This is a genomic window from Chitinophaga sp. (assembly GCF_036566945.1).
In the GTDB taxonomy this organism is placed as follows: domain Bacteria; phylum Bacteroidota; class Bacteroidia; order Chitinophagales; family Chitinophagaceae; genus Chitinophaga.
This window is the reverse complement of sequence record NZ_DATCVJ010000946.1, coordinates 1-15,053: the sequence shown is the minus strand read 5'-3', so window position 1 is coordinate 15,053 and position 15,053 is coordinate 1. Positions and strand designations below refer to the sequence as shown.

Here is a 15,053-nt window from a genome sequence, read left to right as displayed (position 1 = left end):
GTAAGGTGTTGCTGTAGTGCGAGGCGAATGCAATGCGTTGTATCAGGGGACTGCCATCCACGTCTGTACCGAATTTCAGCGGTATACCATTGACTTTCTGAATGTTGTTGCGGAGCAGTAATTCCTGTACCTGCTGCACTTCCGTATGGATATGCGTTAAAGCAGATTTGTCCAGGAAATTTTTAAACTGGATGATACCATATTTTTGAAAGTACGCGAGATGCGCGGCTGTTATCCCCTCGTCGAGGCGGAATAAGGGTTGGTTGTTCGTTTTCATGACGAAATGCTTTTAGTTGACAGTAATAGAACAGTTGTTGAAAATGGGAAATGCTATAGCGGCAATTGGTGGGGTGGCCGCAGGCAGGCGTGGGGAGTTAACAACAACAATAAGATGCTGCTACCTGTTGGTGTTGGGTGGTGGCACTTGTCTGGTGCGGTTGTCGGTATTGATGATCTGTGTTCATGGTGAGTATGTTTTTTATTAGTCTACCATTCTTGTGGACAAATATAAGCATATACTTTTATCTGCAAAATTTTTTTTGTCTTTGAGCAGGATTATACTGATTATGATGATTATACTGATTTTTTATTTTTCCATTTCTTGATTTGAGGACATGAAAGTGGAGGGAATGGTTTAGCCGCCTGCAGGATGTTTGCAGGGAGGTGTGCAGGATGTTTATAAGTAGGTAGGAGGATGTTTACCGGCAGGGGTGATGGATACTGACAGGTATGCCAATAGCTTGATTGATATAGTGAACAGTTCGCGATTTATACTTTCGCCAGCAGTTGTTCATAATCGCCGTTGGTGTCAATATCTACTGCGCCTTGGGGGAAGTCGACGGTGGCCACTTGTTCGGGATGTTGCAGGAGTATTTTTTTGGCTCCTTCCTGTCCGGTCAGGGACAGCAGTTGGGGGAAGATGGATTTGTCGAACAGGGCGGGGGTGCCGATGGTGTTGCCGTAGGAGCAGGCTACGATGGCTTTACCGGAACTGCTTTTCAGCGCATACATTTCTTCCAGCAGGGAGGTGGTAATGAAAGGCTGATCGCAGAGCAGCAGCAATGCGCTGTTGACGTGAGGGGATAGGTGCAGCAGGTGTTGTAAGCCTGTTGTAATGGAGCCGCCCATGCCGGAGGGCCAGGCGGGATTGACCACGGTGTTTACTTTTTCTGTGGCCAGTTGTTGTTTAATTTGTGTGGCGAAAGCGCCGAGTACGACCACTATTGGCATGGAGCCTGATTGTCTGGCGGTATGTACTACATTTTGTAACAGGCTTTTATTCTGAAAGGGCAATTGTTGTTTGGGTGTTCCCAGTCTTTTTGAGGCGCCTGCCGCCAGGATGATGATGCCGGTTGTTTCCATTATAGTTGTTGTTGAAGAATGATTTGTTGTTCACGTGAGTGGATGGTGGTTGTTTTTTCCCGCAGAGAGGAGGCATCCGCTGCGGACAATACGGATTTTATTTCGCTGATCACTGACAGTGCTATTTCTTCTGCTGTTTCGGCGCCGAGGTCCAGTCCTGCGGGTCCGTATATGCGTGCCCGTTGTTGCCTGGAAATAACGATGCCATTCTCTGTCAATTCTTCCAGCATGCGGTCCAGTTTTTTTGCGGGACCTAATACGCCGATATAGGGCAGTGGCAGCGGGAGCAGTTGCGCCAGCAGTGCCAGATCGTAATTATAATTATGTGTCATGAGGGCTACCGCTGTGTGCTGGTCGGTTTGCACCTGTGATAGCACCTGTATTGGTTTGGCGGTAATGAGTTGGGTGGCATCCGGGAAGCGTTTGCTGGTAGCGTATCCGGGGCGGCCGTCTGCCACGATGGTATGCCAACCCAGGAGGTTGGCCATTTTCACGAGTGGTATTACATCGTTGCCAGCGCCGGCAATCAGTAACTGAGGTGCCGGGGGCAGATAGGCAGTATGTGCCGTATAGTCGTTACCGGTAGAGAGGTATGTTTTCGTGAAAGTGGTTTGTGTTTGCAGTGCCAGGTGTGCATCTGCGGTAATGGCATTTTGCAGGTGACAGTCAGGAATGTGATGTTGCATTTGTCCGTTGGCGGTGAGTACCAGGCAGGTGCCGGGTTGTGGCGCTTTGCGGTTGTGCAGCGTAAAAAGGGTCACGAGTACGGCGGGTGTACGGTGGCTGATTACTTCCTGCAGCAGGGCTACCGGGTTGCGTGGATCGTCGTTGTTGACGGGTTCCAGGAGTATATGTATCACGCCATTGCAGCCGAGTCCTACGCCTAGTTTGGCATCGTCTTCATCATTGGTATCATACGTCACCAGCATGGGTTGTTGTTGTAGTATCACCAGTTGTGCTTTCCGGAGGGCATCTCCTTCCAGGCAGCCACCGCTGATGGCGCCGGTGAGCTGGCCGTTTTCTGTTACCAGCATACGTGCACCGGGTTGCCGGTAAGCAGAGCCTTCAACATGCACTACGGTGGCCAGTGCTGTTTTCAGTCCCTGCCGGCAGGCAGTATGGTATGCTTTCACGATATCTTCGAGTTCTTTCATGTAATTTTTCTTAGTGTACTAAACAGTTGCGGCGGTATTCAATACTTTGTCTGGTGTAATGGGTAAATCGCGTACGCGCTTGCCCGTAGCATTGAATACAGCATTGGAAACGGCGGCGGCAAAGCCTATCAGAGCTATTTCTCCCATGCCTTTGGAGCCCATGGGATTAATGTAAGGATCTTTTTTGTTGATGAAATATACATCGGTGGGGGGAGTATCTGCGTTAACGGCCACGTGATAATCCGCAAAGTTATTATTTACAAATCTTCCGAAGCGATGATCCAGTATAGCCTCTTCCGTTAGTGCCATTCCTATGCCGCCTACAACGCCGCCAATCATCTGGCTGCGGGCTGTTTTGGCATTTACGATGGTGCCGGCATCGGCTACGCTAACAATGTGTTGAATGCGTACCACGCCAGTATCCGGATGTACATGTACCTTGGCGAAGTGAACAGAGAAAGAATACATGGAGTATTTTTTTCTTTCGGCGCCGCCCTGAGAGGTGGTCATTACTTTTACTTCCGGCAGGTGCTGCTGTTGTAAGAGTGTTTCGTAACTGATTTTTGTTTCCTGATTGGCAGTGATCAGTTGTCCATCTTCAAAAACAATGGTTTCCGGTGTAGCCGTTTTAAAGGCCGGAATATTACTGATGGCAATGGTGGCGAGTTGTTGCTGCAGCTCTTTACAGGCATCCGATACTGCGCTGCCTACAGTAGATACGGTAGAAGAACCGCCTTGTTCCGGTGCAAACGGATAGACAGATTCTCCCAACATAAACTTTATTTTTTCGGGTGTGATGCCGGTCACGTCTGCTGCAATTTGTACCATGGCAGTAGCGGTGCCGGGACCGATATCGCTGGCAGCGCTTTGCAGGATCAGGGAGCCATCTGCTTTTAGTGTAGCCGATACCGTAGCTTTACCGCGGTAGGCGCCGAAAGTGCCACTGCTCATGCCATAGCCAACCAGCATGCCATTTTCTTCTGTGCTGCGGGGAACAGGGTTCCTGGCAGACCAGCCAATTTTTTCTGCCCCCAATGTGTATGCTTCTTTCAAATATTTACTGGAAAAAGGAAGATTTCTTTCCGGGTCGGTGTCGGCATGATTCAGGATCCTGAGTTGGAGCGGGTCCATTTTCAGTTTATATGCCAGTTCATCGATGCCGGATTCCAGCGCAAAGGCGCCGGTAGCTTCGCCGGGGCCGCGCATCCACACGGGTGTACTCATATTGAGCGGTACCAGCTGATATTTGGTATTTACGTTGGGGCAGGCGTACATGAACTTGCTCATGGCTACAATGCCTTCTGTAAAATCTTCGTAGGGAGAAGTGATGGCCACCGCTTCGTGGGTGATGCCGGTTAGTTTACCTTCCGCTGTAGCACCGAGACTTAATTTCTGGGTGGCATTGGGGCGATAGCCCACCAGTGTAAACATCTGGTCGCGGGTGATCACGAGTTTCACCGGTTTGCGTATTTTTTTTGCGGCCAGTATGGTAGCTACTTCCAGTGGCCAGATGCGCAGGGCCATACCAAAACCGCCGCCAACGAATTGCGAGTGTACGGTGATGTTTTGTTCTGGTATCTGGAATAAATCTTTGATGGTTTCCTGTACGCTTTTTACGCCTTGTGTTTTGGCGTAGAGCGTGAGTGTGTCGGGTGTTGTCCAGTGGGCGATGATGCCCGCTAATTCCATGGGGTTGTGTACTTCCAGAGGAATGGTATATTCCGCGCTGTGGGTCACGGCTGCTTTTTCCCATGCGCCGGCTTCTCCGCGGAGATAGTCTTTCATACGACTGTTCTGAAAGGCTTTGCCGATGCTGGCGTTCATGTCTGTATAATGTGTTTCCTGGTTGTATTCCACTTCTACCAGTGTGGCGGCGTGTACAGCGCGTTCCAGGGTATTGGCTACTACAATCGCTACGGGTTGTCCGTTGGAGTAGATGCGGTCATCTTTGAAGATCTGCAATCCGTTTTTTTCGCCGGGTTTGGACGATTGATAACCTGCTACCCTTGGTGCATTGAGATGAGATACCACATCGGCTACACCGGGTGCGCGCAGGGCTTTGGTAGCGTTAATGCTTTTGATGGTACCATGGCTGATGGGGCTGCACACGAGTGCGGCATATAGTAATTCGTCGACGTGATAGTCTGCGAAATATTTAGCGCCGCCGGTTACTTTCAGGCGGCCATCTACACGGTCCATGGACTGTCCTGTTTGTTGTTTTTTCATACGGTGGCTGCTTTTTGTAAGGCGGTTTGAATGCTGTTGAGTGCCAGTGCTGGTTTAAACATATTGTGTTTATAAGCTTTGGCAGATTGCATCGCGATGTTGGCTGCCATGCGAAAATTTTCTGCCGTAGGTGCTTTTCCGGTGAGTGCTTTTTCGGCATCGGGTAAGCGCCAGGGCTTATGTGCTACACCACCCATGGCGAGACGGGCGCCCTGAATGACGCCATCGCGGATATCCAGTGCTGCAGCAACGGATACCAGTGCAAATGCGTAGGAAGCGCGGTCACGTACTTTCAGGTAGTATATATTTTTGGTGAAGGCATTGGCTGGAATTTCCACGGCGGTAATCAGTTCATTTTTGCCGAGGTTATTATCCAGTTGTGGTGTATTGCCGGGCAGCCGGTGAAAGTCTGCAAACGGGATGCGGCGGTTGCCTTTGGGGCCGGTGACCAGTACGGTGGCATCCAGCGCGGCGAGGGCCACACACATATCGCTGGGGTGCACGGCAATGCAGCTATCGCTGGCGCCAAAAATGGCGTGCATGCGGTTGATGCCGCCAATAGCGCCGCAGCCGCTGTTGGGACTACGTTTATTGCAGGGCATGGTGGTATCGTAGAAATAGGAACAGCGGGTACGCTGCATCATGTTACCACCCACGGTAGCCATATTGCGGAGCTGCTGTGAGGCGCCTGCCAGCAGGGCCTGGGACAGCAGCGGATGATGCGTTGTTACGAGTGCATGAGCGGCCAGGTCACTGTTGAGTACCAGGGCGCCGATATGCAGGGTGCCATCATTGAGCTGAATATCTTTCAGGGGAAGGCGGTTAATGTCTACCAGTTTTTCCGGTATCACCACACCACTTTTCATCAGATCCAGCAGGTTGGTACCACCGGCAATGAAGCGGGCATTGTCTTTCCCTACGGCGTCAATAGCGGCTTTCAGGTTGGCGGGCCTTACATAGGAGAATTGGTTCATACTGTTTTCCCTCCTTTTTTTACATCGGTGATGGCATTTACAATATTGTCGTATGCGCCACAGCGGCAGATGTTACCGCTCATGAATTCACGTATTTCTTCCGGAGAGCCTGCATGTCCTTCGCGGAGGCAGGCTACAGCGGACATGATTTGTCCGGGGGTGCAGTAACCACACTGGAAGCCGTCGTGTTTGATGAAAGCTTCCTGCACGGGATGCAGCTGATCGCCATTGGCGAGCCCTTCGATGGTAGTGATTTGTTTACCTTCCTGCATCACAGCAAGGGTGAGGCAGGCGTTAATGCGGCGGCCGTTTACATGTACTGTGCAAGCGCCGCATTGTCCATGATCACAGCCTTTTTTGGTGCCGGTCATGGCCAGTTGTTCGCGCAGGAGGTCCAGGAGGGTGGTGCGTGGCTCCACGGAGAGCTGCATTTTTTTTCCATTTATCTCCATGCTTACCGGCATCTTTTCGAAGATGCCGGCAATGGCTTCCTCGTGTTGTGCTGCTTTCATCACCAGTGGCGGCGTAAGCGCCAGCGCCATCATTGCAGAGGATTGCTTCAGAAAGTCACGACGGGCTTCCTGTCTATCCTTTTTGTGAGCGGAGTGTTGTTGGTCGTTTTCAGCGGACATTTTACATCAGAGTTTTTCACTAATAAGGTAGGAAAAAATATTGGTATTTTGGTGTAACTATTTGTTTTAATAAATCCTGTTTTATCCCGGATCAGCACCATTGTTGGTGGGCGTGGATGCCTATTTTTGTAAGCAGCAACTAACTATTATATGCGACTGATCTTTTTACTGGCCCTGCTGTGGTGTAGCAACACGGCATGTGCACAAAAAAATAAAGAGGTTACCATGACCGGAAATAATATTTTCAAAGCGGCCGCCAATAACGATACTGCCGCTATTCAGCGTGCGTTATCAGACAGGGCATTATTGGAAACCAGGGATGCGGATGGGCGTACGCCATTGATGGTAGCCACTTACCATCATCAGGCAGCGGCAGCGCAGGTATTGATATCAGCAGGGGCCAATGTGAATGCGCAGGATAACATGCAGGACTCTCCTTTTCTGTATGCGGGCGCGGAAGGATATGCGGACATCCTGAAAATGTGTATGGCTGCCGGCGCTGATTACAAGGTGTACAACCGTTATGGTGGCTCTGCGCTGATACCGGCTTGTGAGCGTGGACATATTGACGTCATCTCCCTGATACTGGCGGATAAAAATTTTCCTTTGAATCATATTAACCGCCTCGGGTGGACGGCCTTGCTGGAAGCCGTGATATTAGGTCAGGGAGGTGCTACCCATCAGCAGGTGGTGAAGATGTTGATTGCTGCGGGCGCGGATGTGAACATTGGCGATAAGGATGGTATTACCGCCTTGCAGCATGCGAAGAAAAGGGGATATACGGCCATCGTGGCCATGTTGCAGCAGGCGGGTGCGAAGTAACGCGTGATTTATTCTTCGTGTTTTGCGGGCGGTTTTCTATTAATGAGATAATATCCGAAGCTTAATGCGACGATCAGCGTGGCCAGTGCGATTTCTGACATGGGATTACCTTCGAAGATATCCAGCATCAGTATTTTCCGGCTAACGGCAATCATACATACCATGAGTATGATGCGTATTTTGACTTCGTGACTTTTTTCAAAGACTTTGACTGTTTCCAGGATTTCCAATGCCAGCAATACATTGAAGAAGAGGAGGACCATATTACGACCATATTCCGGTGCATAGGCGAGTCCGATTTCCTCGAATCTTTTCATGAATCCGGTAATGGTCAGCCATATCAATTCCACGGTCTGAAATACAATAAAGAACATCCCTATTCCCAGCAGTGTGTAGCAGGTGTATTTTTCAAAATTGCGCAGTAGTTTATCCATTAGTGTGATTTTTCGTGGCTTCAATAATTAACACACGTTACCACAAATAGTTTATCCGCTGTATTGCATATCTTTTAGAGATTTTTTTTAAAAAAAAAGCACCCGGCAGTATGATGCCGGGTGCTTTTTCAATATCCTTGCAATTATTGTGCATTGCCTTTCAGATGAGCGAGCCATTGTTGTGCAAATTCGTTGCCAGGGTCCAGTTGGAGCAGGTGTTCAAAAGAAGCGATGGCCGCAGGAATTTGTTCCATATGATAAAAGAGTACTGCGCGATTCAAATGCACATATGGATTTTCCGGTGCAATAGCGAGTGCCTGATCATAGGTGGCGAGTGCCAGCTCATATTGTTCCAGCAACAGCAGAATAGAGCCTTTATTCATCAGCAGGCCGGGTTCGGCGGGTGACAGGTCCAGTCCCTGTTGTGCATATTGCAGTCCCTGTTGGAGGCGGTTGAAAATATTTTGCCGGGTGGCTTCATCGGCGCCCTGGTCTTCCATCCGGCTGATGGCGTCGTTGGCTTCCTGCAGAATTTGTACTACCTGTTGTTCGTACCAGGCGGCGCTTTTTTCTACGTTTTCCGTAAATGGAATGGCTTCGAGATCTATTTCTTCTTCCGGGTCGGCGGTGGTTTTCATTTTGTCTGCCGCCGGCGCATACCACCACTGGCAGAATTTACCCAGCTCACCACCTACAGGTAGTTCATCGGCAGGTGGTAATCCTTCTTCTTTAATGGCATCGTTGGCGACAATTAAATCCTGGATAGCTTCCAATGCTTTGTAGTGGATGGTTTCGCCTTCCTGTTCTGCCTGCATCACCATATAGGGAATAAGCTGATACCAGAGCGCCAGCAGGTCTTTGTCTTTCTGCTCGCCGGCTATTTCTGTAATTTCATGTGCCATCGCAAACATGTCCATGTCTACCGGCGCCACGGCATCGTCGCCGGAAATGGTACCCTGCGAAACCAGGTTGGCCCAGAGTGCAGACCCTGCATCACAGTATAAAATATATGTTTTTGTTGGGAAGTCATAATTGGCGTAGCCAATTACCGGGTTGGTTTCTTCGTCCCACACTTCTGTAGGCTGCTGGTAAATGAAGCTGAATTTCTGACTGGCGGCCAGCGCGTCAAACCATGCAGCGTGGGTGCTGTATGCCGGGTGCGCGGTTACCGGAAAGGTATATACGAAATGATGTTTGATTAACAGGTCCATTACCCGGAAATGGGTAAAGCCGGTGTCGAACCGGTTTTGTAATTTGTATAGATTGTAAAAGAGGCTCCTGCGATCCAGTCCTTCTTCCTGACTTTTGTCCAGGCAATAAACGGATAGCTCCACCAATGATTCTACTTCATGCATCGCCATATGTAACTTGCTTTCGTGCGAAATTACGCGAATTTTTGTCTTACTCAGGATTATACTGATTTAGATGATTTTCCAGATTTTATTTTTCAGGATTAAAAAAGATTAAAGAGATTAGCGAAGATGATGCGGATACCCACATTTGTCTTCGCTAATCTCTTTAATAAAAAAATCAAAAGAGTAAAAATCCGGAAAATCATCTAAATCAGTATAATCCTGAGTAAGACAAAAATTTGCTATTTCAGCAATACATTCTTCACGTACTTATAGCTGGTGGTAACACTCTGGAATGGATCGATGGTGATTTTATCCTGTTCTACGAACAGGTGTTTTACGCCGGCGAGTTTTGCCTGGGCGAATATTTTGCTGAAGTCGATGCTGCCGGTACCTACTTCGGCGAAGGTGACACCGGAGAGCAGTTCCATGGAGGTTTTGTTTTCTGTGCCGGCGGCGGTGAGACTGGTGGTATTGTTCTTATCCATGTCTTTCACGTGCCAGGCAACAAATCTGCCGGGGGCTTCTTTAAAGAGTGTGATGGGGTCGCGGCCTGATTTCACTGCCCAGAAAAGATCGAGTTCGAACGATACGAGCGTGGGATCAGTTTCTTTCAGCATAATATCATAACCGGTGCTGTCGGTATCTGCCAGTTTTTTAAACTCCCAGTAGTGGTTGTGATAGCCGATATGGAGGTGATGTTTTTTACATATTTCACCGGCTTTATTGAGTTGTGCGGCCATGAACTTGTAGTCATCTGCCACCAGTTTTTTATCCCAAAGGGAGAGTGGCAGTACTGGTACAATGAAATATTGCTGACCGAGTGCAGCGGCCAGTTCAATTTGCGGTTGCAGGGCATCCGCATTACCATTGCCACGGGTCAGGTAATCGTTCAGCTGATAATGTCCGCTGGGCGTGGTAAGATGGTATTGTTTCAGGAGGGCACTGAGTGCGTTGGGTTTTAATCCCCAGAATTCGCCTTTATCGGCTGCGCCCTGGTAGCCATAAAAGGTTTCTACTTCATTATAGCCAATGCCGGCTACTTTCGCCAGCGTACCTTTGGCGTCTTTGGCCAGCTCCTCCCGGAGGGTATATAGTTGTAAGCCTATTTTTTTAGGAAGTGCTTTATTGCCGGTCATAGCGAAGATGCTGCCGGGTAACATCATGCCAGCAGCCATGAGTCCTGTTTGCTGAATGAATGAACGTCTTGAAGTATGCATGTGCGTCTCGTTTTTTAACGTGGATAAATGTATAACCGGGCAAGCAGTTATGCTAAGCAATTTAATAAAACGATTTTATCTTGCTGAAATTTTTTAAAAAGCCCATATCGTATATATACTTTTTTGCGGAAAAAGTCGGAATAACATCAGCTTCCTAACGTACCCGCGTATACGTGATGATCCCTTATTTTGCTTATAATGTTTGTCTGTGGCGATTTTGGTAAGATCCGCACTGCATCATGACAGCAGCCGTTTTCGTTTATATAAATTTTGAAAAGATGTGGGTTTAATTAATTAAATTGTTTAGTAGTTACTTATCCAAAACCGCGTCCAAATGAGTTTTTTTTTCAGCAATGTAAGTCAGGCAGAAGAAGGCGTCCGGAAGAAATCTAAAGTAAGGGAATGGATAGAAGCGGCTCTTTTTGCGGTGGTTGCTGCTACCCTTATCCGTACTTTCATTTTCGAAGCGTTTGTTATCCCGAGTGCTTCGATGGAGAAAACCCTGTTGGTGAATGATTTTATTTTTGTCAGCAAAATCAGCTATGGCCCCCGTATCCCTAATACACCGCTGGCATGGCCTTTTACGCATCATACCCTTCCTTTTACGAAAAATATACAGCCTTTTTCTACGGCTATAGAATGGCCTTATAAGAGACTGCCAGGTTTCAGCAGCGTACAGCGGAATGATGTGATTGTATTTAATTATCCTTGTGGCGATAGTGTGGTGAAAAACGTGGCGGGGGAAGATGAAGATTACTATTCACTGGTTCGCTCGCTGGGGTATGAATATGTTCGCAAAAATTATTCGCCGGTGGTGACAAGGCCGGTCGATAAAAGAGAAAACTGGATTAAACGATGTATCGCCGTAAGTGGTGATACTTTGCAGATCATTGACGGTATTGTATATATTAATGGTGAGCCGGGTCGGGTACCCCGTCATTTTGAAGCACGGTACTTTGTGACCATGCCCAATCATCTGCCTATCGACAGCGGCTTGCTGGAACAGTTGGGAACAGATCATATTTCCAGACCTACCATCGATTCCACGAGATTTATTTACAATCTTACCACCGCCAATGTGGATACACTACTCAGCATGGGGGCTATCGTGACACGTAAAACCTATGATGCCTTTGCCGACTCCCGCGTATTTCCATTCGATGAGAAACATTACGAGTGGAACGAGGATTGTTTTGGTCCGTTATACATTCCTAAGAAGGGCGCAACCGTGAAACTGGATACCCTTACTTTACCATTCTACAAACGTATTATCGTTACCTATGAACACAATACCCTGAAAACAGACGGTAATAAAATTTATATCAACGGGCAGGAAACCAGTACCTATACTTTTAAATTAAATTATTACTGGATGATGGGAGATAACCGCAATGAATCTACGGACTCGCGCTTCTGGGGCTTTGTTCCGGAAGATCATATTGTAGGGAAAGCGTCGATCATCTGGTTGAGCTATCATAAGAACCGGATCAGGTGGGGGAGGTTGTTTTCAGCGATTAGGTAAAGCGATTTTTTGTCTTACTCAGGATTATACTGATTTAGATGATTTTCCCGATTTTGTTTTTACAGGATTAAAAAAGATGAGCGAAGACAAATGCGGATATCCGTATTTGTCTTCGCTCATCTTTTAAATCTTACAAAATCAAAAAAGTAAAAATCTGGAAAATCATCTAAATCAGTATAATCCTGAGTAAGACAAACTCCGCTGCATTATTTAGTGAGTGCTGTCTTTTCTCTTACTTCCTGTAGCAGCTGATCCAGGGCTGCTCTGTCGAGCAGTTTACCTTTTACCACGAGTGCATTAATTTTCTGCGTGTTGTGGATATCCGCTACGGGATTGGCATCCAGCAATAGGATATCAGCTTTTTTGCCGGCGGCAATAGCGCCATAATTGGTTTGGTGCAGGTAGGCGGGCGAGTTGATCACCGATGCCTGTAATGCCTGCAAAGGTGTTAATCCAAACTTCACCATCAGCGCCAATTCCTGGTGTAAGCCGATGCCCGGGAAATCGAAAGAGTTCAGATATCCGGCATCTGTTCCTGCCATTAATTTCACGCCTGCTTTTTGCAGCAGGGGAAGAATGGAAGAGGAAGTTTCGTAGATCATTTTGCGGCGTGCAATAGCCGCGCTATCATCTGCTGCGATTCTTTTTATTCGCCACAGGTAGGTGCGTTGCAGTCCTTTTCCGATGTATTGCAGATAGGGATCGTTGGCGTGATTGTCCTGATCGAAGTAAGCCATTACCTGACCAAGTGTGAGTGTGGGTGTGAGGTAGGTGCCTTTCTCCGCCATATAGCGGTAGGTTTTCATGGCTGCAGCGGTATCAAAATTTTGCAGAATATATTGATTGATGGCGGCTCCTTTTATTTCGCCGCTGGCGATGGCGCGGGATAATGCTGCATCATCTTTTACACCGGATTTCCATGCATAGGTAAGGTGTTCTACTGAGCAAAGACCGGCGTCCACTACCTGTTTCATGGTAAGTACATAGGGTACGTGACCGGAGATGCGCATGCCTCTTTTCCTGGCTTCGTGTAATGCTTCCAGGTAGATCTCTGGTTTAATAGTGTTCTCTGTAATTTTTACGAAATCTACTTTCAGTTTTTGGAGAGAATCGAATGCCTGTTGCAATTCTGCCGAAGTGCCTATTTCCAGGTCGTTCAGCCAGACAGATTTATACCCTTCCAGTTTAGGACCGGACGTGAAGATAGTAGGTCCCTGGAGCTGTCCTTTGTTTACTTCATCGCGCCATTGTAATACGTCCTGACTGATATCTGCAGAACAGTCGCGGATAGTAGTGATGCCGTTAGCGAGATACAAAGGGAGGAAGTTTTTATTTTCTTCGCTCAGGGTATCGCCGCCGCCGAAGTGCATGTGCATATCCCACAGGCCGGGCATGGCGTATTTACCGCTGGCATCCACTGTTTGGGTGGCTTTGTATTGTTTTGCCTGCTGGTTATCCATGATCTGTATGATACTGTCGTTGCGTACCGCAATGGCCTGATGGGCGGTGATCTTGCCGGTTTTTATATCAATGATGCGAACGGACTTAATCAGGAGGTCCGCTTTTTTTTGCTGACTGAATGCAGTGATACCGCAAAAGATAGCCAGGGAAGAGAGCCAGATTTTTTTCATATAGATGTGATGGGCTGTTTTTTTAGATTAATGATAGCGGCGCTGATGATGAATACGGCGCCAAGAATGGTGACGCCCGTCCATTGCCAGTAGTTCCAGGCTTGTGCGCCGAGGAGCGAGCCAATAGATCCGCCGGCGAAGGCGCTGGAAATATAGATGGTATTGAGCCGGCTACGTGCCTGTGGCCGTAGGGCAAATACTTTCGACTGATTGGAAATATGTGTGATCTGCATGCCAATATCTAACAGGATGACGCCGATAATTAAGCCTGTCAATGAGCCAGCGGAAAAGCCCATGATCACAAATGCCAGCAAGGCACCGATGATGCCCAGCCGGATGGCAAACTGTGGTCCTTTGGTATCGGCCGATTTGCCGGCGAGTGGCGCTGCCAGCGCGCCGCAGGTACCTATGAGACCAAATAATCCTACCATATCGCTTTTATAATAGAAGGGGGCTCCTTCCAGCAAAAATACCAGTGTGGTCCAGAAAATGCTAAAGGCGCCGAACATGAAGAAGCCCGTGAATGCTGCCTGTCGCAGCGGAGGCAATTCTTTTGTGAGGGTGCCGAGGGAGCGCATCAGGCTACCATAGCTGCCTTCGAAGGAAGGTGGATTTTCTGGCAGCTTCCATGCCAGCACGATCCATAATATCACCATGGCAAAGCTGCCGGAAAAAAATACGGCCTGCCATCCGAAATGTGCGCCCACAAAGCCGCTCAGGGTTCTGGATAAGAGGATACCTACCAGCAGCCCACTCATTACCTTCCCTACTATTTTGCCACGGGTGGCATCTGGTGCCAGGGTGGCCGCCATCGGTAACAGCAGTTGTGGTACGGCAGAAAAAAATCCAATCAGCAAACTGGCAATGACCATGGTCCAGTAGTGGGTGGCCATCGCGGCCATGCCCATGAAAACCGCTGCTCCGGCCAGTTTAAAGAGGATTAATTTTTTACGTTCTGTTTTATCTCCCAATGGTACAATAAATAATAGTCCCAGCGTATACCCCACCTGTGTGATGGTAGCGATCACACTTATTTGCTGATCATTGACACCAAATGTAGTGGCCATTTGTAACAGCAATGGCTGATTGTAGTAGATGTTGGCTACTACGAGGCCGCAGGTCACGGCCATCAGCATCACCAACATATTATTCACCGTATGGCCCGTTTCCCGGGCTTTTTTCATGATCACCTGCTCCATGCCGCAAAGGTACCCCGGCCGTTCCCTCGAAAATGGTACTGGTTATAAAAGTGCGGGTACTTTTTATAACTGGCGCCGGAAATCCAGTGGCGTGAGTGCGGTATATTTTTTAAAGAAGCGGGAGAAATAGGAAGTGTCATTAAAGCCCAGCGTGTAGGCGGCTTCCTTTACATCCATGTCGGTGAGGGTGAGCATCCGTTTGGCTTCCAGCAGCAGGCGTTCGCGGATATATTCTCCGGCAGTTTTGCCGGATTCTTTTTTACATACCTGGTTCAGATAGCTGGCGGTAACATGCAGCTGGCCGGCGTAGTAGCTTACTTCATGATATTGTGCATAATGCTTTTCCAGCAGTCCGAGGAAGCGGTTGATGAGGTGGTTGGTGGCGGCAGCTACTTCTTCGGGGTGTGTGGCAGCATACCAGCGTTGCAGTAACAGCAGCACAATTTGCAGGCGGTGTTGAATGATATTGGCCGCCGTTTCTTTTGCTATGAGTTGTACTTCGTGAATGAGTTGTTCATATTGCCG

Annotated in this window: 13 protein-coding genes and 1 pseudogene; 2 read left to right on the top strand and 12 right to left on the bottom strand. The window is 48.3% G+C overall.

What is annotated here, in order from left to right; translation table 11 throughout:
* The 6 genes and pseudogenes from VIP81_RS28525 to VIP81_RS28500 form a co-directional block, all read right to left on the bottom strand.
* Positions 1-277: pseudogene (locus tag VIP81_RS28525) on the bottom strand (hypothetical protein); the annotation flags it as partial.
* 491 nt (positions 278-768) lie between these two features.
* Positions 769-1,362, bottom strand: a complete 594-nt coding sequence (locus tag VIP81_RS28520) for a nucleotidyltransferase family protein (RefSeq protein ID WP_331969643.1) — start codon at positions 1,360-1,362, stop codon at positions 769-771.
* Positions 1,362-2,516, bottom strand: coding sequence for an XdhC family protein (locus tag VIP81_RS28515; RefSeq protein ID WP_331969640.1), 1,155 nt, complete (start codon positions 2,514-2,516; stop codon positions 1,362-1,364). The genes VIP81_RS28520 and VIP81_RS28515 overlap by 1 nt, the downstream gene beginning before the upstream one ends.
* Positions 2,517-2,534: 18 nt before the next feature.
* The gene (locus VIP81_RS28510) at positions 2,535-4,742 is read right to left on the bottom strand and encodes a xanthine dehydrogenase family protein molybdopterin-binding subunit (protein ID WP_331969637.1); all 2,208 of its coding nucleotides are present in this window, start codon (positions 4,740-4,742) and stop codon (positions 2,535-2,537) included.
* Entirely contained in the window at positions 4,739-5,716 is a 978-nt protein-coding gene (locus VIP81_RS28505; protein WP_331969634.1) for a xanthine dehydrogenase family protein subunit M, read from the bottom strand. The genes VIP81_RS28510 and VIP81_RS28505 overlap by 4 nt, the downstream gene beginning before the upstream one ends.
* Positions 5,713-6,348 (bottom strand): (2Fe-2S)-binding protein, encoded by a 636-nt coding sequence (locus tag VIP81_RS28500; protein WP_331969631.1) that lies wholly within the window; start codon positions 6,346-6,348, stop codon positions 5,713-5,715. The genes VIP81_RS28505 and VIP81_RS28500 overlap by 4 nt, the downstream gene beginning before the upstream one ends.
* A gap of 150 nt (positions 6,349-6,498) precedes the next feature.
* Here VIP81_RS28500 and VIP81_RS28495 point away from each other — a divergent pair, with 150 nt between their 5' ends.
* Positions 6,499-7,170, top strand: a complete 672-nt coding sequence (locus VIP81_RS28495; RefSeq protein WP_331969628.1) for an ankyrin repeat domain-containing protein — start codon at positions 6,499-6,501, stop codon at positions 7,168-7,170.
* Positions 7,171-7,178: 8 nt separating this feature from the next.
* On the opposite strand, the gene VIP81_RS28490 is transcribed toward VIP81_RS28495, so the two are convergent.
* The 3 genes from VIP81_RS28490 to VIP81_RS28480 all read right to left on the bottom strand — a co-directional run bounded on the left by VIP81_RS28490 (position 7,179) and on the right by VIP81_RS28480 (position 10,176).
* The gene (locus tag VIP81_RS28490; protein WP_331969625.1) at positions 7,179-7,604 is read right to left on the bottom strand and encodes a phosphate-starvation-inducible PsiE family protein; all 426 of its coding nucleotides are present in this window, start codon (positions 7,602-7,604) and stop codon (positions 7,179-7,181) included.
* Positions 7,605-7,747: 143 nt separating this feature from the next.
* Positions 7,748-8,965 carry a tetratricopeptide repeat protein gene (locus VIP81_RS28485; RefSeq protein WP_331969622.1) on the bottom strand — a complete coding sequence of 406 codons (1,218 nt, stop codon included), beginning with the start codon at positions 8,963-8,965 and terminating at the stop codon, positions 7,748-7,750.
* Between the two features lie 233 nt (positions 8,966-9,198).
* Positions 9,199-10,176: a sugar phosphate isomerase/epimerase gene (locus VIP81_RS28480; protein ID WP_331969619.1), complete on the bottom strand. Its 978-nt coding sequence runs from the start codon at positions 10,174-10,176 to the stop codon at positions 9,199-9,201.
* A gap of 334 nt (positions 10,177-10,510) precedes the next feature.
* Here VIP81_RS28480 and lepB point away from each other — a divergent pair, with 334 nt between their 5' ends.
* Positions 10,511-11,698, top strand: coding sequence for a signal peptidase I (gene lepB, locus VIP81_RS28475; protein WP_331969616.1), 1,188 nt, complete (start codon positions 10,511-10,513; stop codon positions 11,696-11,698).
* 206 nt (positions 11,699-11,904) lie between these two features.
* On the opposite strand, the gene VIP81_RS28470 is transcribed toward lepB, so the two are convergent.
* From VIP81_RS28470 to VIP81_RS28460, 3 genes are all read right to left on the bottom strand, one after another.
* The gene (locus tag VIP81_RS28470) at positions 11,905-13,329 is read right to left on the bottom strand and encodes an amidohydrolase family protein (protein WP_331969613.1); all 1,425 of its coding nucleotides are present in this window, start codon (positions 13,327-13,329) and stop codon (positions 11,905-11,907) included.
* On the bottom strand, positions 13,326-14,528 hold the full coding sequence (locus VIP81_RS28465) for an MFS transporter (RefSeq protein ID WP_331969610.1): 1,203 nt from the start codon (positions 14,526-14,528) through the stop codon (positions 13,326-13,328). Before VIP81_RS28465 ends, VIP81_RS28470 begins: the two co-directional genes overlap by 4 nt.
* Positions 14,529-14,591: 63 nt before the next feature.
* Positions 14,592-15,053 (bottom strand): helix-turn-helix domain-containing protein (locus VIP81_RS28460; protein WP_331969607.1); only part of this gene is annotated, 462 nt, incomplete at its 5' end.

Excerpts from the sequence above, each read along its gene's own strand:
- VIP81_RS28520 (WP_331969643.1), bottom strand. The coding sequence starts at position 1,362 with ATGGAAACAACCGGCATCATCATCCTGGCGGCAGGCGCCTCAAAAAGA.
- VIP81_RS28515 (WP_331969640.1), bottom strand. The coding sequence starts at position 2,516 with ATGAAAGAACTCGAAGATATCGTGAAAGCATACCATACTGCCTGCCGG.
- VIP81_RS28510 (WP_331969637.1), bottom strand. The coding sequence starts at position 4,742 with ATGAAAAAACAACAAACAGGACAGTCCATGGACCGTGTAGATGGCCGC.
- VIP81_RS28505 (WP_331969634.1), bottom strand. The coding sequence starts at position 5,716 with ATGAACCAATTCTCCTATGTAAGGCCCGCCAACCTGAAAGCCGCTATT.
- VIP81_RS28500 (WP_331969631.1), bottom strand. The coding sequence starts at position 6,348 with ATGTCCGCTGAAAACGACCAACAACACTCCGCTCACAAAAAGGATAGA.
- VIP81_RS28495 (WP_331969628.1), top strand. The coding sequence starts at position 6,499 with ATGCGACTGATCTTTTTACTGGCCCTGCTGTGGTGTAGCAACACGGCA.
- VIP81_RS28490 (WP_331969625.1), bottom strand. The coding sequence starts at position 7,604 with ATGGATAAACTACTGCGCAATTTTGAAAAATACACCTGCTACACACTG.
- VIP81_RS28485 (WP_331969622.1), bottom strand. The coding sequence starts at position 8,965 with ATGGCGATGCATGAAGTAGAATCATTGGTGGAGCTATCCGTTTATTGC.
- VIP81_RS28480 (WP_331969619.1), bottom strand. The coding sequence starts at position 10,176 with ATGCATACTTCAAGACGTTCATTCATTCAGCAAACAGGACTCATGGCT.
- lepB (WP_331969616.1), top strand. The coding sequence starts at position 10,511 with ATGAGTTTTTTTTTCAGCAATGTAAGTCAGGCAGAAGAAGGCGTCCGG.
- VIP81_RS28470 (WP_331969613.1), bottom strand. The coding sequence starts at position 13,329 with ATGAAAAAAATCTGGCTCTCTTCCCTGGCTATCTTTTGCGGTATCACT.
- VIP81_RS28465 (WP_331969610.1), bottom strand. The coding sequence starts at position 14,528 with ATGGAGCAGGTGATCATGAAAAAAGCCCGGGAAACGGGCCATACGGTG.